The sequence below is a fragment of the Micromonospora coxensis genome (assembly GCF_900090295.1).
In the GTDB taxonomy this organism is placed as follows: Bacteria; Actinomycetota; Actinomycetes; order Mycobacteriales; family Micromonosporaceae; genus Micromonospora; species Micromonospora coxensis.
Window position 1 is genome coordinate 3377053 of the sequence record NZ_LT607753.1, and the last position, 20808, is coordinate 3397860.

Annotated in this window: 21 protein-coding genes; 11 read left to right on the forward strand and 10 right to left on the reverse strand. The window is 73.6% G+C overall.

Annotation, left to right across the window (positions count from 1 at the left end; genetic code table 11):
* Positions 1–77: 77 nt before the first annotated feature.
* The 4 genes from GA0070614_RS15250 to GA0070614_RS15265 all read right to left on the reverse strand — a co-directional run bounded on the left by GA0070614_RS15250 (position 78) and on the right by GA0070614_RS15265 (position 4440).
* Positions 78–1001 carry a DUF1906 domain-containing protein gene (locus GA0070614_RS15250; protein ID WP_157745008.1) on the reverse strand — a complete coding sequence of 308 codons (924 nt, stop codon included), beginning with the start codon at positions 999–1001 and terminating at the stop codon, positions 78–80.
* Between the two features lie 149 nt (positions 1002–1150).
* Positions 1151–2020, reverse strand: coding sequence for a DUF1906 domain-containing protein (locus tag GA0070614_RS15255; RefSeq protein ID WP_088976581.1), 870 nt, complete (start codon positions 2018–2020; stop codon positions 1151–1153).
* Between the two features lie 217 nt (positions 2021–2237).
* On the reverse strand, positions 2238–3224 hold the full coding sequence (locus GA0070614_RS15260) for a phosphotransferase (protein ID WP_231933641.1): 987 nt from the start codon (positions 3222–3224) through the stop codon (positions 2238–2240).
* A gap of 43 nt (positions 3225–3267) precedes the next feature.
* Positions 3268–4440: a thiolase family protein gene (locus tag GA0070614_RS15265; RefSeq protein WP_088976583.1), complete on the reverse strand. Its 1173-nt coding sequence runs from the start codon at positions 4438–4440 to the stop codon at positions 3268–3270.
* Positions 4441–4525: 85 nt separating this feature from the next.
* On the opposite strand from GA0070614_RS15265, the gene GA0070614_RS15270 reads away from it, so the two are divergent.
* On the forward strand, positions 4526–4954 hold the full coding sequence (locus tag GA0070614_RS15270; RefSeq protein WP_088976584.1) for a PH domain-containing protein: 429 nt from the start codon (positions 4526–4528) through the stop codon (positions 4952–4954).
* A 28-nt stretch (positions 4955–4982) separates the two neighbouring features.
* On the opposite strand, the gene GA0070614_RS15275 is transcribed toward GA0070614_RS15270, so the two are convergent.
* Both GA0070614_RS15275 and GA0070614_RS15280 read right to left on the reverse strand, forming a co-directional pair.
* A complete protein-coding gene (locus tag GA0070614_RS15275) occupies positions 4983–5921 on the reverse strand; it encodes a rhomboid family intramembrane serine protease (RefSeq protein ID WP_088976585.1) in 939 nt (312 codons plus the stop codon).
* A gap of 27 nt (positions 5922–5948) precedes the next feature.
* Entirely contained in the window at positions 5949–6479 is a 531-nt protein-coding gene (locus tag GA0070614_RS15280) for a peptidylprolyl isomerase (RefSeq protein ID WP_088976586.1), read from the reverse strand.
* Positions 6480–6563: 84 nt separating this feature from the next.
* Between GA0070614_RS15280 and GA0070614_RS15285 the strand changes: the two genes are divergently transcribed.
* Entirely contained in the window at positions 6564–7397 is an 834-nt protein-coding gene (locus GA0070614_RS15285) for a hypothetical protein (RefSeq protein ID WP_088976587.1), read from the forward strand.
* A gap of 97 nt (positions 7398–7494) precedes the next feature.
* On the opposite strand, the gene corA is transcribed toward GA0070614_RS15285, so the two are convergent.
* From corA to GA0070614_RS15300, 3 genes are all read right to left on the reverse strand, one after another.
* The gene (gene corA, locus GA0070614_RS15290) at positions 7495–8643 is read right to left on the reverse strand and encodes a magnesium/cobalt transporter CorA (protein WP_088976588.1); all 1149 of its coding nucleotides are present in this window, start codon (positions 8641–8643) and stop codon (positions 7495–7497) included.
* A 565-nt stretch (positions 8644–9208) separates the two neighbouring features.
* Positions 9209–10303, reverse strand: a complete 1095-nt coding sequence (locus tag GA0070614_RS15295; protein ID WP_088976589.1) for an aminotransferase-like domain-containing protein — start codon at positions 10301–10303, stop codon at positions 9209–9211.
* Between the two features lie 145 nt (positions 10304–10448).
* A complete protein-coding gene (locus GA0070614_RS15300) occupies positions 10449–10838 on the reverse strand; it encodes a CBS domain-containing protein (RefSeq protein WP_088976590.1) in 390 nt (129 codons plus the stop codon).
* Between the two features lie 115 nt (positions 10839–10953).
* Between GA0070614_RS15300 and GA0070614_RS31150 the strand changes: the two genes are divergently transcribed.
* The 5 genes from GA0070614_RS31150 to GA0070614_RS15325 all read left to right on the forward strand — a co-directional run bounded on the left by GA0070614_RS31150 (position 10954) and on the right by GA0070614_RS15325 (position 14531).
* On the forward strand, positions 10954–11199 hold the full coding sequence (locus GA0070614_RS31150; RefSeq protein WP_231933293.1) for a hypothetical protein: 246 nt from the start codon (positions 10954–10956) through the stop codon (positions 11197–11199).
* Complete coding sequence (locus tag GA0070614_RS15310) at positions 11196–11966, forward strand: helix-turn-helix domain-containing protein (protein WP_088976591.1); 771 nt, start codon at positions 11196–11198, stop codon at positions 11964–11966. The genes GA0070614_RS31150 and GA0070614_RS15310 overlap by 4 nt, the downstream gene beginning before the upstream one ends.
* 81 nt (positions 11967–12047) lie before the next feature.
* Positions 12048–12779, forward strand: coding sequence for a phosphocholine cytidylyltransferase family protein (locus GA0070614_RS15315; RefSeq protein ID WP_088976592.1), 732 nt, complete (start codon positions 12048–12050; stop codon positions 12777–12779).
* Positions 12767–13834, forward strand: coding sequence for an iron-containing alcohol dehydrogenase family protein (locus GA0070614_RS15320; RefSeq protein ID WP_088976593.1), 1068 nt, complete (start codon positions 12767–12769; stop codon positions 13832–13834). The genes GA0070614_RS15315 and GA0070614_RS15320 overlap by 13 nt, the downstream gene beginning before the upstream one ends.
* Complete coding sequence (locus GA0070614_RS15325) at positions 13809–14531, forward strand: CDP-alcohol phosphatidyltransferase family protein (protein ID WP_088976594.1); 723 nt, start codon at positions 13809–13811, stop codon at positions 14529–14531. Before GA0070614_RS15320 ends, GA0070614_RS15325 begins: the two co-directional genes overlap by 26 nt.
* Before the next feature lie 135 nt (positions 14532–14666).
* Here GA0070614_RS15325 and GA0070614_RS15330 read toward each other — a convergent pair whose 3' ends face one another.
* Positions 14667–15947, reverse strand: coding sequence for a glycosyltransferase family 4 protein (locus GA0070614_RS15330; RefSeq protein ID WP_088976595.1), 1281 nt, complete (start codon positions 15945–15947; stop codon positions 14667–14669).
* A gap of 123 nt (positions 15948–16070) precedes the next feature.
* On the opposite strand from GA0070614_RS15330, the gene GA0070614_RS15335 reads away from it, so the two are divergent.
* The 4 genes from GA0070614_RS15335 (at position 16071) to GA0070614_RS15350 (ending at position 20789) form a co-directional block, all read left to right on the forward strand.
* Entirely contained in the window at positions 16071–16931 is an 861-nt protein-coding gene (locus GA0070614_RS15335; RefSeq protein WP_088976596.1) for an Fpg/Nei family DNA glycosylase, read from the forward strand.
* A 328-nt stretch (positions 16932–17259) separates the two neighbouring features.
* Positions 17260–18771: a sugar transferase gene (locus GA0070614_RS15340; protein ID WP_088976597.1), complete on the forward strand. Its 1512-nt coding sequence runs from the start codon at positions 17260–17262 to the stop codon at positions 18769–18771.
* A gap of 33 nt (positions 18772–18804) precedes the next feature.
* The gene (locus GA0070614_RS15345; RefSeq protein WP_088976598.1) at positions 18805–20028 is read left to right on the forward strand and encodes a sensor histidine kinase; all 1224 of its coding nucleotides are present in this window, start codon (positions 18805–18807) and stop codon (positions 20026–20028) included.
* Complete coding sequence (locus GA0070614_RS15350) at positions 20025–20789, forward strand: LytR/AlgR family response regulator transcription factor (protein ID WP_088976599.1); 765 nt, start codon at positions 20025–20027, stop codon at positions 20787–20789. The genes GA0070614_RS15345 and GA0070614_RS15350 overlap by 4 nt, the downstream gene beginning before the upstream one ends.
* Positions 20790–20808: the final 19 nt, after the last annotated feature.

The following is a 20808-nucleotide window of genomic DNA, read 5'->3' on the forward strand; positions in this document are numbered from 1 at the left end:
AACATTTTGGAAGTTCCACGCCCCCTGTCGCACCGCCTGTGCGACGTCCGGGGACCACGCCTTTGAGGAGGTCCCCGCTAACGGACCGCCCGGGTCACCGCCGACCACAGCGCCCGCGCCCAGGGCCGGCTCCGCGTGATCGTGGCCGAGCCGTACCGGATGCTCACCGGTTCGACGTCGAGGTAGTTGCTGTCGATGTTGATCCGGACGCCACCCCAGGTCTCGTGGTGGTCACCCTGGTACTGCTTCATCCGCTGCTTCGGCTGCCAGTACGACGCCGGGATCCGGGAGTCGGTGGTGCTCTTCACGCCGTCCCAGTTGGCGAAGTCCAGCAGGTCGGGGCGGGCGTGCCCGCGCTGCGCGTACGCGCCGACGTGGTCGGCGAGGCCGGCGGAGGCGACGTTGGTGTAGAGGCCGGACAGGTAGCCGTGGTCGTGCAGCCGGCCGGTCCAGGCGCTGCTGAACGTCAGCACCGCCGTGGAGCAGGCCGCGTCGCCCGCGGGGTAGCGCTCCATGTCCAGGATGATCGTGCTGCGCGCGACGAGCCCCAGGTTGCGCGCCTTCGCCACCGCGTCGTCGGCCGCCGCCCGCCCCTGGGCCGCCGCCTGGGCCGGGTCGATCCGCCGGCTGTACGTCGAGCAGGGCGCCTGGAGCCCGACGTAGAGCGGGAAGAACCGCCACCCCTTGGCCTGCTGCTTCGACACCCAGTCCCGGGTCAGGTTCGCCTGGGCGCAGCCCCGGTTGACCCCGCCGATGTAGATCCCGACCGCCCGGTACGGCGACTGCAACCACGCGGTCATCGCGGCGTCCGAGGGAGCGGCGCAGGTGTCGAAGCCGAGCCCGGTGAAGGCGCCCGGGTGCGGACCGGTGTACCCGGCCGCGGCGGCGGGCCGGGGCGCGGCGCCGACCGTCACCGTCGCCAGCAGCATCCCGGCCACGGCGGCGGTGAGCAGCCGGCGGGCGGCCCGGCGCAGACCCGACGGAGCGGAGGTGATCGTCACGGGTTCCCCGTTCTGGTGAAGGTCGTTCGGGCGGCGGAGCGGCGGTGGACACGCGCTCCACACCGCCCGGGGGATCAGGCCCGGCCTCGCCGGGCTGCCCACCCGGTCGGCGTCCGCTCCGTCATGGGTGGACATCGGAAGGGTTCGGTTCAGCGGGTCCGCGTCACCACACCCGACCGGTACCGCGTCGGTGCGAGGTCCAGGTAGTTGCTGTCGATGTTGATGGTGACGCCGCCCCACGTCTCGTCGTGGTCGCCCTGGTACTGCTTCATCCGCCGCTTCACCCAGTACGTCGCCGGGATGGCGGGGTCGGACACCGTCTTCACGCCGTCCCAGTTGGCGACGTCCACCAGGTCGGGAGACACGTGTCCGGGCCTGCCGTAGGCGGCCACGTGGTCGGCGAGGCCGCCCCCACCGCTGCTGGTGTAGAGGCCGGAGAGGTAGCCGTGCTCGTGCAGGCGGGCACTGTACGCGCTGCTGAACGAGAGCACCGCGGCCGAGCAGGCGGAGTCGCCCGCGGGGTAGTACTCGATGTCCAGGATGAGGGTGCTCTGCGGGACGATGCCGAGGTTGCCGGCGTTCGTCGCCGCGTCGTCGGCCGCCGCCCGACCCTGGGCCGCCGCCTGCGCCGGATCGATCCGCCGCAGGTAGGTCGTGCAGGGCGCCTGGAGTCCCACGTAGAGCGGAAAGAGCCGCCAGCCCTTCGCCTGCTGGCTCGCCACCCACTCCCGGGTCAGGTTGGGCTGGGCGCAGCCCCGGTTCACCCCACCGATGTAGACGCCGACCGCCCGGTACGGCGACTGCAGCCAGGCGGTCATCTCGGCGTCCGACGGCGCGGTGCAGGCGTCGAAGCCCAGCCCGGTGAAGTCGCCCGGATGCGGCCCGGTGTAGCCGGCCGCCTGGGCCGGTGCGCCCGTGGCCGGGACCGCTGCGGCGGCCAGGAGCATCCCGGCCACGGCGGCGGTGAGCAGCCGGCGGGCGGCCCGGCGCAGGCCCGACGGAGTGGAGCTGATCGCCACGGATTCCCCGTTCTGGTGAGGTTCGTCGGACGGCGGAGCGGGCGTGGACACGCGCTCAACACCGACCGAGGGCCAATCCTGCCTGGCCCACGACAGGCTGTCCACCCCGTCGGCGTCCTGTTCGGAACCTGCCGGGACGTCGCCGCCGGCCGACTCCCGCCAGCCGGCCGGACGCACGTCGTAGCGCTTGCGGATCCGCGAGCCGGGCGGCGGACGGTCAGGCCGGCAGCGGCTCGAAGAGTTCGCCGAGCCAGCCCGGCACCGCCGCGGCGTACTCGGCGCGGGCCGGGTCCGGGGTGTCCAGGGCGCGCCGCCAGGAGAGCGACCGGCTGACCACGGTGACCCGCATCGCCACCGTGGCCGCCTCGCGCAGGCTCGCCCGGTCGTGCCGGTCGGTCCACGCCTCCAGGTAGGCGTCGCGCAGCCGCAGCAGCGCCGGGTCGCCCGGCGCGAGCCCGGCGGCGTACGCCACCGAGCGGAGCGTCACCAGCAGGGTCCCGAAGGGGTGGGCCACGGAGGCGTCGCCCCAGTCGAAGAAGCGGTAGCCGTCACCGGCCACGAAGACGTTGCCGTCGTGCAGGTCGTCGTGCTGGACGCTGGCCGGTACGCCGTACTCGGCCAGCCGCCGGCAGAGCCCGGCGAACTCGTCCCGGTACGCCCGCAGCCGCTCGTGCGACTCGGCGGTGAGCCCGTCCGGCGAGCCGCGCAACATCGCCGCGTCGTCGTCGAGCAGTTCGGCGTAGAGCGCCGGCAGCCGCTGCGGCCGGTGGTCGGGCACCCCGGCGTCCAGCAGGGCGCGCACGTGCGGGGCGACCGCGAGCTGGAGGGCGGCGTACCGGGGCAGCAGCCGCTCCCAGTGCGACAGGTCCTGCTGCCCGGTGTCGCGCAGGCTCGGGCCGCCGTCGGGGAGCAGCGACCAGCCCCGGCGGACGTCGAGCGCGATCGGGTCGAGCACCTGGCCCGGGGCGAGCCGGGCCAGCTCCGCCAGCAGCGCCGCCTCGTGCCGGGTGCCCGGGTTGTTGGCCTTGAACCAGGCGTCCCCGGCGCCGGTGGGCACCCGCCAGACCAGCGACCAGGGGCGCACCCGGGGCTCGACCGGGCCGGTGACCCGGCGGCCGTGCCGGCCGAGCGCGTCGGCGATCCAGGCGAGCGCGCCGTCGCGCCACAGCGGGTCCGACCAGTCGGGAGCGGGGGCAGTCGTCACGGTCCGCAGGCTAGGCGGGGCACGCTCACGGCGGCCAGCGAATTCAGAGCAGCTCGACGATGGTGGCGTTGGCCATGCCGCCGCCCTCGCACATGGTCTGCAGGCCGTACCGGATGCCGTTGTCCCGCATGTGCGCCAACATGGTGGTCATGATCCGGGCGCCGCTGGCGCCGAGCGGGTGGCCGAGGGCGATCGCGCCGCCGCGCGGGTTGAGCCGCTCCGGGTCGGCCTCGGTCTCCGCCAGCCAGGCGAGCGGCACCGGGGCGAACGCCTCGTTCACCTCGTACACGCCGATCTCCTCGATGCCCAGCCCCGCGCGGCGCAGCGCCTTGGCGGTGGCCGGGATCGGCGCGGTGAGCATGGCGACCGGGTCGTCGGCGGCCACCACGGCGGTGTGCACCCGCGCCAGCGGACGCAGGCCGTGCCGGCTGGCCCACTCGCTCGTGGTGACGGCGAGCGCGGCGGCCCCGTCGGAGATCTGCGACGCGGAGCCGGCGGTGACCACGCCGTCGGCCCGGAACGGGGTCTTCAGCTCGCCGAGCTTCTCCAGCGTGGTGTCCCGCCGGATGCCCTCGTCGGCGGCGAACTTGCCGCCGTCGGCGAGCGCCACCGGGGCCAGTTCCGGGTCGAACGCCCCGGCGTCCTGCGCCGCGGCGGCCTTCTCGTGGCTGGCGAGCGCGAACTCGTCGAGCTGGGTACGGGAGAAGTGCCAGCGGGCGGCGATCAGCTCCGCCCCGACGCCCTGGTTGAACGGCAGCGGCTGGTCGTCGGCGAAGCCCTCCACACCCCGGTACCGCTGGCGGATCTGGTCGCTGAAGGGCATGCCGTCGGCGACGCTGGAGCCCATCGGCACCCGGGTCATCGACTCGACCCCACCGGCGACCACCAGGTCGGCCTGGCCGGAGAGCACGGTGGCGGCGGCGAAGTGCAGCGCCTGCTGGCTGGAGCCGCACTGCCGGTCCAGCGTGGTGCCGGGGACCGACTCGGGCCAGCCGGCGGCGAGCACCGCGTTGCGGGCGACGTTCCAGGACTGCTCGCCGACCTGGGAGACGCAGCCCCAGACCACGTCGTCCACCTGGCCCGGGTCGATCCCGGTGCGCTCGGCGAGGGCGCGCAGCACGTGCGCCGAGAGGTCGACCGGGTGCACGGCGGCCAGGCTGCCCTTGCGCCGCCCGACCGGGGTGCGTACCGCGCCGACGATGACTGCGTCACTCATGACTACTCCCCGGTAACTTGGGCTGCCCTCGATCGTACGTCCTGCACCGGTGGGTCGTCCTCCCCAGGGCTGGCATGCTGGTCCCGTGCAGCCCTCATCGTCCCCGGTCCACCAGTGGCGGGTGCCACCGGCCCTGCCCGCGGTGAAGCTGGTCGGCGCGGTCGCGCTGGCCGGGCTCGGCCTGCTCCTGCACGAGGGCGACCTGGTGCAACTGGCGCTGGCGCTGGGGGCCGCCGCCGGGCTGGCCGCCTGGGCGCTGCGTGACCTGCTCGTCCCGGTACGCCTCGCCGCCGACCCGGACGGCCTCACCGTCGTACGCGGGTTCGCCGGCCGGCGGCGGCTGCCGTGGGCCTCGGTCGAGGCGATCACGGTCGACCGGCGGACCCGCTTCGGGCTGGCCGCCGAGACGCTGGAGATCGACGCCGGGGAGTCGCTGCACCTCTTCGGCCGGTACGACCTGGACGCCCCGCCCGACGAGGTGGCCGAGACGCTCCGCGCGGCCCGACCGGGCTGACCCGGCAGGCTCGCCGGGCCGACGGCGATCAACCGGTCAGCGCGGCCGTCCGGACGAGCGCCAGGCCGAGCAGCGCCACCAGGATGATCGCGGTGCCCACCGACTGGAACACCGACCGCCGCATCCGGGGCGCGTACGCCAGCACCCAGCCCATCGCCGCGCCGGTGACCAGACCGCCGACGTGGCCGGGGATGGAGATGCCGGGCACGGTGAAGGTGAAGATCAGGTTGATCACCAGGATCGGCACGATCGCCGAGGTGTCCCGGCCCAGCCGGCGCATCAGCACGAAGACGGCGGCGAAGAGCCCGAAGATCGCGGTGGAGGCGCCGGCCGACGCGGAGTTCGGGCTGCTGAACAGGTACGCCGCCACGTTGCCGCCGAGCCCGGCGACCAGGTAGAGCGCGAGGAAGCGCAGCGGCCCGAGCAGCGCCTCCAGGTCCCGTCCCAGCACCCAGAGCGCCCACATGTTCAACAGCAGGTGCACCAGGCCGTAGTGCAGGAACATCGCGGTGACCAGCCGGTACCACTCGCCGGTGACGATGCCCTCCACCGGGAACTGTGGCGGCCACTCGGCGAGCACCGCGCCCCACTGGGTCAGCGGGGTGCCGCCACCGAGCAGGCCACCGAGCCCGCCGCCGGCCATCGAGTCGCCGCCGCCGTCGCTGGCGACGGAGAGCACCATCATCAGCAGGTTCAGCGCGATCAGCGTCCGGGTGACGAGGCCGCGACGGCCGGCGGCACCGCCACCGAAGGCGGTACGCGCCGGCCGCACGCTGCGGCGTCCCTCGTTCACGCACTCCGGGCACTGGTGGCCGACGGAGGCGTCCCGCATGCACTCCGGACAGATCGGCCGGTCGCAGCGGGTGCACCGGACGTACGTCTCCCGGTCAGCGTGGCGGTAGCAGACCGGAGTGGCCGGTGCCGACCCGCCGGTGGCGTCGCCTGCCTGGCCGGGGCGTTCAGTCATGCGTGCAAAGGTACCTCGCCGCCCCGGTCAGGCCGGGGTGCGCTCGATCTCGACCCGCTCGATCACCACGTCCTGCAGCGGCCGGTCGCTCGGACCGGTCGGGGTGTTCGCGATCGAGTCCACCACCTTCGCCGACTGCTCGTCGGCGACCTGGCCGAAGATGGTGTGCCGGTTGTTCAGGTGCGGCGTCGGCGCGACGGTGATGAAGAACTGCGAGCCGTTGGTGCCCGGCCCGGCGTTCGCCATCGCCAGCAGGTACGGACGGTCGAAGCGCAGCTCCGGGTGGAACTCGTCGCCGAACTTGTAACCCGGGCCACCCCGGCCGGTGCCGGTCGGGTCACCCATCTGGACCATGAAGCCGCTGATCACCCGGTGCGAGATGGTGCCGTCGTAGTACGGCCCGCTGCCCGGCTGACCCGTACGCGGGTCGGTGTATTCCTTGTTGCCCTCGGCCAGGTCCACGAAGTTGCGGACCGTCTTCGGAGCGTGGTTGGGGAAGAGCTCCAGCCGGATCGGGCCAGCGTTGGTGTGCAAGGTGGCGTAGACAGCCTCGGCCACGGGTACTCCTCACTCGTTGGTCAGTTCCATGCGGATCCTCCCATGTGCCCGATCTGGCAGTGCGGAGGCATCCGAAGGTGGAGGATGACGAAGGAACAACTCCCAGGAGGTGGGACCGTGTTTGGAATCGGGCGGCGTAAGACCCAGGGGCAGCTCGCGAAGGTGGAGCTGAACCAGGGCATCGGTCACCTTCGACAGGCTGCGGCGTACGCGGCCAAGGGTGCCGGCGCCACGGTCGGCCCGCGGGTCCAGGCAGCCCGGGGCGCCGTCGCGCCGACCGCGATCGTCGTACGGGACAAGGCGTCGAGCGGCTTCGCGTCGACGGCTGCGGCTGTCGCGCCGTTGGTGCTCGCCCTGCGCAAGGCGCAGGCCGAGCAGGCGGGCAAGGTGATCGCCGGGAAGAAGGCCGCCGCGGCCAAGCAGTCCGCGGTGCACAAGAAGGTGAAGGCGAAGAACATGAAGGCCGCCAAGAAGAAGCAGAAGAAGTCGCGGGGCGGCCTGATGACCGGCCTGCTGGCCGCCGGCGCGGTCGCCGGCATGGCCGGCGCGATGGCCGTACGCCGCCGCCGCGAGCAGCAGGAGTGGGCCGAGTACGACCCGACCCGCAACATCGACACGGTCAGCGACGAGGTCGACACCCTCGTGGTCGAGACCCCCTCGACCAGCGGTGGCAAGGTGACCGACTCCTCGACCATGTCGAGCGGCGCCGGCACGGCCGGTGGCCCGACCGGTGCGGGCAGCTCGGCGGTGGCCGGCGGGGACAGCGCGTCGACCACCACCCCCGGCACCCAGCCGGTGATCCACGCCAACGACAAGGTCCCCTCGGTCGCCGAGGGCGCGACCGACGTCTCCGGGCGTCCGGCGGACGACGTGTCGAAGGCGCTGGGCAAGGGCACAGCCAAGTCCAGCAGCCGCTGACCAGCGGCATCGCCGGCGGCGCGGGAGGCGACTCCCGCGCCGCCGGCGTTCGCGCGCCCGCTCGTACCCGACCGACGACGTCGCGCCGGGGCGGCGTCTAGAGCCAGCCGTTGCGGCGGAACCAGCGGTACAGGGCCAGCGAGATGGCGAGCATCAGGGCGAGCACGCCCGGATAGCCGTACGTCCACTTCAGCTCGGGCATGTTCTCGAAGTTCATGCCGTAGACCCCGGCGAACGCGGTCCAGACCGCGGCGATGGCCGCCCACGCGGCGATCTTGCGCATGTCGTTGTTCTGGTCGACGGTGACCTGCGCCAACCGCGCCTGGAGGATCGAGTTGAGCAGGTCGTCGTACGAGTTGACCTGCTCGACGGTACGGCTGAGGTGGTCCTGCACGTCCCGGAAGTAGCGGCGCACCTCCCGGGGCACCTCCCGGTTGACCTCGGCCACCAGGGTCAGCAGCGGTCGTTGCAGCGGCACCACCGCCCGCTTGAACTCCACCAGCTCCCGCTTCATCTGGTAGATCCGCTGGATCCGGCCGCTGCCCTGCGGGGCGAAGACGTCCGCCTCCAGCACGTCGAGATCGTCCTCCAGCCGGTCGGCCACCTCCAGGTAGAGGTCCACCACCCGGTCGGTGACCGCGTACGCGACGGCCCACGGGCCGTGCAGCAGCAGGTCCCGCTTGGCCTCCAGGTCGGCCCGGACCGCCGCGAGCCGGCTGGCGTCGCCGTGCCGGACGCTGATCAGGAAGTCCGGCCCGATGAAGAGCATCACCTGGCCGGTCTCCACCACCTCGGAGTTCTCGGTCAGCTCCGCGTGCTCGCAGTAGCGGGCGGTACGCAGCACCAGGAAGCTGACCTCGCCGAAGCGTTCCAGCTTGGGGCGCTGCTGCGCCTTGACCGCGTCCTCGACGGCCAGCTCGTGCAGGCCGTACGTCTCGGCGATGGCGGACATTTCGGTCAGCTCCGGCTCGTGCAGCCCGAGCCAGACGAAGGCGTCCCGCTCCCGGCGGGCGGCCTCCAGCGCCTCGGCGTAGTGCCACTCACCCGGCTGGCGTCTCCCGCCGACGTAGAGGGCGCAGTCCACCACGCCGCTGCGCCCCGGTCCGGCCGGCGTCGGGGTACGGGGGGAGCCGTCGGCGTTGAGGATGCGGGACATCGCGCGCACCGGCGCGGCCCAGGCGCGGGGGCTGAGCACCCGTGCGCCCTGCTGCGTCGCCGACCGCTCCCGCGCACCCCGCTCCGCCATGTCCTGTCCCCTCCCCACCCGCTCCGTCCTGCACGGTACGCCGCCCCGCCCACGTCCACCCCGCCCGCCCTGACCCACCCCGGCCCGCCGCGCCGCCTGGCCGGCTGGCCACCGGGCCGGCTGGCCGGCTCCACCTGGCCACCGGGCCACCGCGCCGCCGGGCGACCGGGCGACCGGGCGGCGGGCGGCGGGCGGCGGGCGGCGGGCGGCGGGCGGCGGGCGGCGGGCGATCTTGCGGTTGTGGTTACCCGTTCGCCCCTTGCTCCCCGACATGTCTCCACCACCACTGCAAGAGCGCGAAGGTGGGGGCGAGGGGGTGGGGCGGCGAGGGGGTGGGGCCGGGTGGGTCGGGCCGCGTTCAGGGGGGTGAGGGGGCGACCCGACCCACCCGGCGCCCGGTGGGGGCGGGGGTGATGTCGAGGGCGTCGTCTCCCAGGGCGGCCGGGTCACCGGGGACCGGCGGCCGGTAGGTGAGCGACGCTCGCAGCATTGTGCGACGACGGCCGGCCCGGGGGCAGACCCGGACCGGCCGTCGTTACGCGATTGTCGTAAACCCGGTGGACGTTCAGCCTCGAACGGCGGCCACGGCCTCCGCGAGCCGCCGGACACCCTCGTCGATCCGGTCCGCGGTCACGGCGGAGAACGCCAGCCGCAGCGCGTGCCGACCGCCGTCGACCATGAAGTCGCTCCCCTTCACCACCGCGACGCCGCGCTCGGCGGCGGCCGGGGCCAGCTTCTCCACGTCCACGTCCTGCGGGAACTCGACCCAGAGGAAGTAGCCGCCGTCCGGCTCGACGAAGCTGGCCTCCGGGATGTGCCGGCGCAGCGACTCGGCCAGCACCCGGGCCCGCTCGCCGAGAGCGGTCGAGACCGTCTCGATCGAGCGGTGGATGTCACCGGAGACGCAGAACTGGTGCACGATCGCCTCGGAGACCATGCCGGGCGAGATGTAGAGGTTGGTCGCCTTCTTGGCGATGTCGGCGATCAGGTCCGCCGGCCCGACCAGGTAACCGACCCGGACGCCCGGGCAGACCGTCTTGGTGAAGCTGGAGGCGTGCACCACGACGTCGCGGGTGTCCATCGAGAGCATCGACGGCAGCGCCTCGCCCCGGAACCGGATGTCCGCGTACGGGTCGTCCTCGAAGATGGTGAACTCGTACTCGGCCGCCAGGTCGAGCAGCTCGCGCCGCTTCTCCAGGGAGAGGGTCACGCCCGCCGGGTTCTGGTAGTTCGGGATGACGTGCGCGAGCCGGGGCCGCACCCCGGACTCCAGCAGCTTGCGCAGCTCGGCGGTGTCCAGGCCGTCCGGCTGGATCGTGACGCCGTGCACCTCGCCGCCCATCTTCTGCAGGTTGAGCAGCGTCCGGTCGTACGTCGGGCGCTCCACGACCACCGCGTCGCCGCGCCGGACCAGGTGGTCGAAGAGGAACGCGTCCGCCTGGAGCGAGCCGTTGGTGATCAGCACCTGCTCCGGGGTGACGCCGTGCTTCTCGGCGATCCACTTCCGGAGGGGCGGGTACCCGACGGAGGTGCCGTACGCGGTCACCCCGGCGGGATCGGCGTCGAAGGCACGGACGGCGGCGGCCTTGAGACCCTCGACATCCACGATGTCCAGCGAGGGAGCTCCACGGGCGAACGAGATCAGCTGCTCGGCGGTCATGCGCACGAGCCTAGGGCCTGCCCCGGCGACTCCGACCGGCATACACGCCAAGTTCAACATGCGGGCAGACGATCGGTGGACCGCACCCTCGTCCGCACCGGTTCGGGGCCGTCCGGCGATCGCGCCGGCGGCCCCGAACGGGCGGTCAGCCGACCGTGAGGCGCTGCTGCGACCAGACCCGCATCAGGTCGCGTACGGAGATCACCCCGGCGACCTCCCGGCCGTCCAGCACCACCAGGTGCCGGAAGCCGCCCCGGGCCATCGCCGCGGCCGCCTCCTCCACCGTCCAGTCCGGACCGGCGTAGACGACCTCCCAGCTCACATGCGCCGCGACCCGCTCCACGTCGCAGTCCTGCCCGGCACCGATCGCGTTGAGCACGTCGCGTTCGGTCATGATGCCGACCCCTTCGGAGTCGGGGTCGATCACCACCGCCGAGCCGACCCGGCGGGCCGACATCATCCGGGCCGCCTGCCGGAGCGTGTGCTCCGGACCGACCACGAGAACCTGCTTGGACATCGCTTCCCGAACCTGCATCACGCATCACCCCTTTGGGACGGCGGCACCCGGTCCCCACATGGTGGGCCCACACGGCAGATCAGGACAAGACCGGTCATCGGCGCGGACGGCTTCCGCTCGCTACTGTCGTGACGTGCCCACCGAGCCAAATCGCTGCGCCGGCGCGCTGATCGTGGACGACGACGGCCGCCTCTCCGTCCAGCGCCGGCCCGCCGAGCGGCGCCTGTCTCCCATTGCCCGGGACGTCGTCGGCTCGTCACCTCGGGTGGCATCGGCGGCCACCACGACCCCGTCCGCCGGCCGTCTCGGACCGGGCGAGGGCCTCGACCACGGGCAGCCGGGGCAGGCCTTCGCCGCGCCCCGGTCGATCGGACTGTGAACTCCGGTGTCGACCTGCCGCCGCACCGGTTCGCCGGACTGGTCGCCCCGGCGGTCGAGCGGACCTTCCTCGCCGGCATGCTCGCCGGCCGCGACGGCGGCGGCGCCGAGCTGAGCCAACGGTACGGCGGACCGGCGGCCACCGGCTTCCTGGTCGAGTTCCGCACCCGGCTCGCCGCGCCCGGCGGATCGGTCGACGGGGCCGGCTTCGCCGCCGTCACCCGGCACCGGGACCCGGCCACCTGCCAGCGGATGCTGGACAAGCACGTCGCGCACGGCACCATCACCCGGCGGCCGGACGGCGGCTTCGCCGCCACCGAACGCGGCGCCGACTTCCTCACCGAGATGTACCAGGTGCACGGCGAGGTCACCGAGGAGCTGTGGGCCGGGCACGACGACCGGGTGCGGCGGCTGGTCGAGGCGTGCGGCCGGCTGCTCGCGTACGCGCTGCTGCTGGCCGACGAGCCGGACGCCGACCCGGGACCGGCCTTCGCCGCCGTGGCCCCGCCGTACGAGCCGGACGGCGCCCCGCCCGGGGTGCTGCTGCTCAACCGGCTCGGCACGCTGCGTTACCACCGGGCCGACGCGCACGCCGCGGCGTGGACCGCCGCCGGGCACACCGCCACCAGCGTCGGCGAGCTGCCGGTGGGGCCGGAGCGCCGGGCGATCGACCTGGAGACCGACCGGCGGGCCGCCGGCCCGTACGCGGTGCTCAGCGCCGAGGAACGGCTGGCCGTGCTGGCCGACCTGGCCGCCCTGCCCGGCTGATCAACCGGTTGGCGACGGGCCGGCCGTCACGCGGGGCTATCCTCCACGGTGACCTGGGAGTCGTACGAGGGAGGACCCCGCATGATCGGGATGGTGCTGGCGGCCGGCGCGGGACGCCGACTGCGCCCGTACACCGACACGCTGCCCAAGGCGTTGGTGCCGGTGGACGGTGACACCACCATCCTGGACATCGCGCTGCGCAACCTGGCCGAGGTGGGACTCACCGAGATCGTGATCGTGGTCGGGTACGCCGCCGACGCGGTCGTCTCCCGCCAGGCGGAGCTGGAGGAGCGCTACGGCGTGACGATCACCCTCGTGCACAACGACAAGGCCGAGGAGTGGAACAACGCCTACTCGCTGTGGCTGGCCCGGGAGCACTTCTCCCGGGGCGTGCTGCTGGTCAACGGCGACACCGTGCACCCGGTGAGCGTGGAGAAGACCCTGCTGGCCGAGCGCGGCCCGGGCATCCTGCTGGCGGTCGACACCATCAAGGCGCTGGCCGACGAGGAGATGAAGACCACCTTCGACGCCGCCGGCCAGCTCACCCGGATCACCAAGCTGATGGACCCGGGCGAGGCGTACGGCGAGTACATCGGCGCGACGCTGATCGAGCCGCAGGTGGCCGAAGCCCTGGCCGACGCCCTGGAGGCGACCTGGCGGCGCGACCCGAACCTCTACTACGAGGACGGCTACCAGGAGTTCGCCGACCGGGGTGGCGAGGTGCGGGCGGCGCCCATCGGGGACGTCTCCTGGGTCGAGGTCGACAACCACGACGACCTGGCCCGGGCCCGGGAGATCGCGTGCCGCTACTAGCCCGCAGCGTCCTCACCCCGCTGCACATCGACGTGCGGCGGGGAGCGGTGGCGGACCTGGCCGCGATCCTCTCCGACGGGCGGATCTCCGCCGGCGGGGACGTCGCGGTGGTGGTCGGGCCCGGGCAGGGCGAGAAGATCGCCGAGCTGGTCCGGCCGTCGCTGCGCTCGGCGGACGTGTTCACCGTCACCGGCGGCACCCTGGACGCCGCCGACGAGCTGGGCGGCAAGCTGCGCGCCCGCTCGTACGACGCGGTGGTCGGCATCGGCGGCGGCAAGACCATCGACGTGGCGAAGTACGCCGCCACCCGGCGCGGGCTGCCCATGGTGAGCGTGGCGACGGCGCTCGCCAACGACGGCATCGCCTCCCCGGTGGCCAGCCTGATCACCGACGGCATCAAGGGCTCCTACGGCGTGCACATCCCGATCGCGGTGATCGTGGACCTGGACTTCGTGGAGGCCGGTCCGGAGCGACACAACCGGGCCGGCATCGGCGACGTGGTGAGCAACATCAGCGCCCTGGCCGACTGGGAACTGGCCCGCCGGGTACGCGGCGAGCCGGTCGACGGGTTGGCCGCCTCGCTGGCCCGGGCCGGCGCCGAGGCGGTGCTCAACCACCCGGGCGACATGAACGACGACGCCTTCGTCACCGTGCTGGCCGAGGCGCTGATCTCCAGCGGCCTGGCGATGGCGGTCTGCGGCACCAGCCGCCCGTCCAGCGGCGGCTGCCACGAGATCATGCACGCCATCGACGCGCTCTACCCGGACACCGCCTCGCACGGGGAACTCGCCGGGCTGGGTGCGCTGTTCTGCACCTTCCTGCGCGGCGACGGGCGCCGGTTCGAGGAGATGTCCGCCTGCCTGGCCCGGCACGGGCTCCCCCGGCTGCCCGTCGAGGTCGGGCTGACCGACGACCAGTTCGTCGAGGCGGTGCAGTTCGCGCCGAGCACCCGGCCGGACCGGTACACCATCCTGGAGCACCTGGCGATGTCGCCTTCCGAGACGCGGGAGCGGCTGGCAGACTACGCCGGTGCAATCCGCGACCACTGTGGTTGAGCCCCGTCCCACCGTCGCCGACTTCCACCGGGTGAACCGGGGCGGCGGCCTGTTCAGCGAGTCGGTCAGCCAGTGGATCGGCGCGGTCTTCGCGCTGGTCGCCCAGCGGCTCGGGTTGCGCCCGACCGCGCTGACCATCACCAACCTGGTGCTCGGCCTGGCCACCTCGGTGACCGTGGTGGCGCTGGCCGACCGGGTCGCCGCCGGGGACGTGCCGGCCTGGGTGGTCGGGATCGCCGCCCTGGTCGGCTGGCAGGTGGCGTACGCCCTGGACTGCGCCGACGGTCAGCTCGCCCGGGTCACCGGGCAGGGCAGCGCGGCCGGCGCGCGGGTCGACGTGCTCTGTGACGTGGCCGCCCAGATCGCCCTGGTGGCCGCGCTCGGCGCGACGGCGGTGGCGCAGCGGCCCGGGACGCCGAGCTGGCTGGTGGCGGTCTTCGCGGGCACCTGGATGGTCAACCTGGTGACCTCGGTGATGCAGTCCGGCCCGAACGCGGCCAGCATGGTCACCTCCACCTCACTGCCGGTACGCCTGGTCAAGCTGGTCCGCGACTACGGCGCGGTGATCTTCGTGGCGGCACTGGTGCTGATGCTCGCGCCCGCGCTCACCTTCTGGGTCGTCGTCGCGTTCACCGTCGTCAACGGCGGCTTCCTGCTCGCCAGCATCGCCTTCTCCGCCCGCGCCTCCCTCCGCTGACCCCCACCCCACCCGCCCCACCCACCCCCACCCACTGGACGTGCACTTTCAGGGAAAGAGTGCCTATTCGGGCTCCGATAGCCACTCTTTCTCTGAAAGTGCGCGCGCTGGATGGGGGCGCGGCGCGGTGGGGGGTCAGGGGTGGGGGCGGGGGGTTAGGGCGGCGTAGATGTCCAGGTGGCGCTTGATGACGACGTCGGGGTGGAAGGTGCGCTCGTAGCGGGCGCGGGCCGCCGCCGCGAGCGTGGGCGCGCCGGCCCGGGCGACCGGGAGCGCGGCGGCCATCGCCGCCGGGTCCGGCGGCACCACCCAGCCGGCCTCACCGGTGACCAGCCCGGCCGGCACGCCCGACGGACCGGCCGGCGGTGGCAGCTGGCCGGCGACGGCGGAGGCGACCGCCGCCGGGCCGGTGCCGGCCGGCTCGTGCGGGGCGTCCGCCCCGACCAGGTACGGGATGCCGCCGAGCGCGGTGCCGAGCACCGGGCGGCCGGCGGCCAACGCCTCGATGATCACCGTCGGCAGCACGTCGTGCCACATCGAGGCGGCGATCACCACCGCGCTCGCCTCGACCGCGGCGCGCACCCCGGCCCGGTCGAGCTGGCCGAGGTAGACCACGTCGGGGCGCTCGGCGGCCGCCGCCTCGACCAGCGGGCGCAGCTCGCCGTCCCCGGCGACGCGCAGCGTGCCGAGTGCCCCCACCGGGTGCCGTCGCCACGCCGCCAGCAGCAGGTCGAGGCCCTTCTCCGGGGTCAGCCGGGCCATGTAGAGGAAGCCGTCGCCGAGCGGGGCCGGGGTACCCGGGTCGGGCACCGAGTTCGGCTTGACCACGATCCGGTCGGCCGGGACGCCGTACTCGCGCAGGTGGTCGGCGATCGCCGAGGTCAGCGCGATGAACCGGTCCACCGACCGCCAGGTGCCCCGGTGCACGGCCAGGGTGGTCGCCATCAGGGCGCTCTGCGCCGCCGAGCCCCGGTAGCACTTGTGCACGATCGCCGGCACGCCCAGCGCCCGGCCCTTGCAGTCCTGGCAGATGACGCCGTCGCGGAAGTAGATCCCGGAGGAGCAGACCTGTCGGTAGTTGTGCACCGTCTGCACCACCGGCACGCCGTGCCGGTGCGCGGTCCGCACCACCCAGGGCGAGAGCAGCGGGTACGGGTTGTGCAGGTGCAGCACGTCCGGCCGGTGCTCGCGGAGCAGACGGCCCAGGTCCTCCTGGGCGCGCGGGGCCCAGATCGGGGAGATCGGCAGCAGCGCCTTGGCCGCCTTCGACATCGACGGGATCTCGTCGGAGCTACGGATGAACGGCAGCACCTCCACGCCGGCCGCGCCAAGCTGGGCGATCTCCGAGTCGACCATGGTGTTCTCGCCGGAGGGCTGGGCCTCCCGGTACCGGTTGTGCGCCACCACGATCTTCACAGGGCTCGCCTCTCGTCGCGACCGGGCCGGTCCGCGCGCCCGACGGCCGACGGGTCCGCCCTGCCGGCACGGACTCGCAGGCGCGTTCCCCGCGCGTACGGGAAAGAAGGCTACCGTTGGGGCGTGCCCGAACTACCGGAGGTGGAGGCGCTCGCGGGTTACCTGCGTGAGCGCGCGGTGGGGCGGCGCGTCGACCGGGTCGAGGTCGCCGCGATCAGCGCCCTGAAGACGTACGACCCGGCGCCCACGGCGGTGTCGGGCCGGGCGGTGGTGGACGCCCGGCGGCACGGCAAGTTCCTCGACGTGGTCTTCGACGAGGGCCTGCACCTGGTGGTGCACCTGGCCCGGGCGGGCTGGCTGCACTACCGCGAGGCGTTCGCCTCGACCACCCCGCTGCGGCCCGGCAAGGGCCCGGTCGCCCTGCGGGTACGCCTCGACGACGGCTCCGGCTTCGACCTGACCGAGGCGGGCACCAAACGCAGCCTGGCCGTGTACCTGGTGACCGATCCGGCGCAGGTGCCCGGGGTGGCGAGGCTGGGCCCGGACGCGTTCGGCGCCGACCTGGCCACCTTCGCCGAGCGGATACGCAGCCGCCGGGGCCAGGTCAAGGGGGTGCTGACCGACCAGACGGTGCTGGCCGGGGTCGGCAACGCGTACTCGGACGAGATCCTGCACGCGGCGAAGCTGTCGCCGTTCGCGATCACCGACCGGCTCACCGACGACCAGCTCGCCAGCCTGCACGCGGCGACCCGGACGGTCCTCGGCGACGCGGTCCGCCGGTCGCTGGGGCAGCGCGCGGCGGAGCTGAAGGGTGAGAAGCGCTCCGGGCTGAAGGTGCACGCCCGGACCGGGCTGCCCTGTCCGGTCTGCGGCGACACGGTCCGCGAGGTCTCCTTCGCGGACTCCAGCCTCCAGTACTGCCCCACCTGCCAGACCGGCGGCAAGCCGCTCGCTGACCGTCGGTTGTCCCGCCTCGTACGGTGAGTGACGACACTCCCCGATTACGGAGAGGAATCGTCCCGGCCGCGTGGAACCTGCCCGTCCGCGACTCTTCCGGACCCCTGTTCCATCGGTATAGTGGCTCGGTCCCCGGCTTCGAAAATGACCTGGAGCCGGCCGGATCCCCGCTGGCAACACCAGACGCAATGTCCCTCGGGTCAGCGTCCGGCCCACCGCCCGCGTGGGAGACTGGAACGGTGGGCGACCCGCGCCCCTCACGGCGAGTGAGCGGCGCGTGGCATGCGGGAGGACATGGGTTGAGGTGACGACAAGCCTCCAGCGCCCGGTAACCAACACAGGCCGGAGCAAACTCGTGCGGCACGTCGACAGCTTCGAGATCCAGCCGCCGACACCGCCGTCACACAACGGCGTGCCCCGGTCGGCGTGGGCTCGCGCCCGCCGTCGGGTGTCCCGTTGGCACCGGCCGTACACCGCGGCGCTCCTGCTGCTCGACTTCGCCGCCGTGGTGCTGGCGGACTGGTTCGCCCAGGAGACGTTCGGTCAGGCGCGGGCGGGTTTCTACAACGCCCAGGAGGACCCGACCTTCTTCTACACCGTGGCGTTCCTGCTGCTGCCGGTCGCCTGGGTGGTCATCCTCTGGGGCAACCGCGCCTACGACCGACGCTACCTGGGGCTCGGCCCGGACGAGTTCAAGCGGGTCATCCGGGGCGGGGTGGCGGTGGCCGCCACGGTCTCCTTCATCGCCTTCGCCACCAAGACCGACCTGTCCCGGTGGTCGGTCGGCTTCGCCCTGCTCGGGGCGCTGCTGCTGATCCTCGTCGGCCGGTTGGTCGCCCGCTTCACCCTGCACGCGGTACGCCGCCGGGCCGGCCACGCCGGGCACCGGATGGTGCTGGTCGGCACCCTGCCGGAGTGCCTGGAGGTCTACACCGCGGTCACCCGCAACCCGGGCGCCGGTCTGGTGCCGGTGGCCATCCACATCACCGACGGGTACGCCGCCGCCCGGGGCATCGAGACCCCGGTGCCGGTGTACGCCGGCCGGGACGTGCTCGCCCTGGTCCGTGAGGTCGGTGGCGACACCATCGCGGTCTGCGGCTCGGCCAGCGCGGAACCGGGCGAGCTGCGCCGGCTGGCCTGGCAGCTGGAGGGCTCCGGCGTCGACCTGGTGGTCGCCCCGCAGCTCACCGACATCGCCGGTCCCCGGGTGCACATCCGCCCCATCGAGGGCCTGCCGCTGCTGTACGTCGAGGAGCCGACCCTGTCGGGTCCGGCGCTGCTGGCCAAGAACCTGATGGACCGGGTCGCCGCCGGCCTGGGTCTGCTGCTGCTGATCCCGGTCTTCGTCGCCATCGCGATCGCCATCCGCCTCTCCGACCCCGGCCCGGTCTTCTTCCGGCAGCCCCGGGTCGGCCACGAGGGGCGTACCTTCCGGGTCTGGAAGTTCCGGACCATGTACGTCGACGCCGAGGAGCGGCTGGCCGGCCTGGTCGACCAGAACGAGACCGACGGCATGCTCTTCAAGATGAAGCAGGATCCCCGGGTCTTCCCGGTGGGCCGCTTCCTGCGCGCCTCGTCGCTGGACGAGCTGCCCCAGCTGATCAACGTGCTCTGGGGGGAGATGTCGCTGGTGGGGCCGCGTCCGCTCCCCGCCGACGACGGTGACTTCCTGGGCGACGTACGGCGCCGGCTGCTGGTCCGGCCGGGCATGACCGGGCTGTGGCAGGTCTCCGGCCGCTCCGACCTGTCCTGGGACGAGGCGGTCCGGCTGGACCTGTACTACGTCGACAACTGGTCGCTGGCGTACGACCTGAGCATCCTGTGGCGCACGGTGGGCGTGGTGCTGGCCCGCAAGGGCGCGTACTAGCGCAGCGGGCCACCCACGGGTCAGGATTCCCGCGTGGGTGGCAACCTCTCCGCCGTCGTCGGCGTCGTCTCGCTGGTCACCGCGCTGGCCGCGGCGCTCTGGGCGGTGCTGCGGCTGCGCGGCCGGCGGGGCATCGCCACGGCCAGCCAGCGGGCCACCTACGAGGTGCTGCACACCGCCGGCCTGGCCGCCGAGCCGCTGCGGGCGGGGCTGAGCCCGGCGGGCGCGGCGAAGGCCGTTCGCCATCTGCGGGCCCTGGTGGGCGCGGCCGGGCTGGCCCTGACGGACGCCGACGAGCTGCTCGCCCTCGACGGGCGCGGCGCGCACCACGGCGACCAACTGCTCGCGGCGGCCCGGCGCACGGTGGAGGCGGGCCGGTCGACGGTGCTCGGCGAGTCGGAGCTGCGCTGCGACCGGGTGGACTGCCCGGTGCGCGGGGCGGTACTGGCCCCGCTCAGCGCCGACGGGCGGGTGGTGGGGGCGCTGGTCGCGGTCGCCGACGCCCCGCCCGCGCCGGGGCTGGTGCAGGCCACCCTGGAGACCGCGCACTGGGCCGGGGACCAGCTCGCCCTGGCCGAGCTGGACTCGTCGCGGGAGCGGCTGGCCCGGGCCGAGGTCCGCGCGCTACGGGCCCAGATCAGTCCGCACTTCATCTACAACGCGCTGACCGCGATCGGCTCGTTCGTCCGCACCGACCCGGAACGGGCCCGCGAGCTGATCCTGGAGTTCGCCGAGTTCACCCGGTACTCGTTCCGGGCGCACGGCGAGTTCACCACGCTCGCCGAGGAGCTGCGCTCGATCGACCGGTACCTGACCATCGAGCGGGCCCGGTTCGGCGACCGGTTGCAGGTGCGGTTGCAGATCGCGCCGGAGGTGCTGCCGGTGACCCTGCCGTTCCTCTGCCTCCAACCGCTGGTGGAGAACGCCGTCCGGCACGGGTTGTCCCGCAAGCCCGGCACCGGCATGGTGAGCATCGAGGCCCGGGACGCGGGCGCGGAGTGTCACATCACGGTGGAGGACGACGGAGTGGGCATGGATCCGGCCACGCTGACGGCGGGCATCGCCGAGCTGGCCCGCGCCGGCAGCGACCCGGCCGACGACCCGGGCCAGCACGTCGGCCTCTCCAACGTCGACGAGCGGCTCCGGTCGGTCTTCGGGGACCGGTTCGGCCTGGTCGTCGAGACCGGCCCCGGTTCGGGTACGAAGGTGAGCCTGCGGGTGCCGAAGTTCCACCCCGGCGTACGGGCGGGCTCGTGACCTCCTCGACCGGGTTCCTCCGGGTGCTGGCGGTGGACGACGAGCCGCCGGCGCTGGACGAGTTGGCGTACCACCTGCGGGCGGACCCCCGGGTGGCCCGGCTGCACACGGCGGGCGACGCCACCGAGGCGCTGCGGGTGCTCCGCGACGCCGACGTGGACGTGGTCTTCCTGGACATCCGGATGCCCGGCCTGGACGGCATGGAGCTGGCCCGGGTGCTGCGCCGCTTCGCCCGGCCCCCGGCGATCGTCTTCGTCACCGCGTACGACGACGGCGCGGTGGACGCCTTCGACCTGGGTGCCACCGACTACGTGCGCAAGCCGGTCCGGGCCGAGCGGCTGGCCGAGTCGCTGCGTCGGGTGATCGGCTCGCGGGTGGTCCCGTCGCATCCGGCGGCCCTCGCCCGGGCGGAGGAGGACCCGACCATCCCGGTCGAGCTGGCCGGGACGACCCGGATGCTGCCCCGTTCGGCGGTGCGCTGGGTGGAGGCGCAGGGCGACTACGCGCGCCTGCACACCGCCGAGGGCTCGCACCTGGTCCGGGTGTCGCTGGCGACGCTCGCCGAGCGGTGGGCGGACGCCGGGTTCGTGCGGATCCACCGGTCGTACCTGGTGCAGTTGAAGCTGATCGCCGAGCTGCGGCTGGTCAACTCCGGCTACGTGGTGGTGATCGACTCGACGGAGCTGCCGGTGAGCCGGCGGCACACCCGGGAGCTGAAGGACAAGTTGGTGCGGGCGGCGAAGCAGGACTGGAGTCGCTGAGATTTCTTCCGCGTGCCGG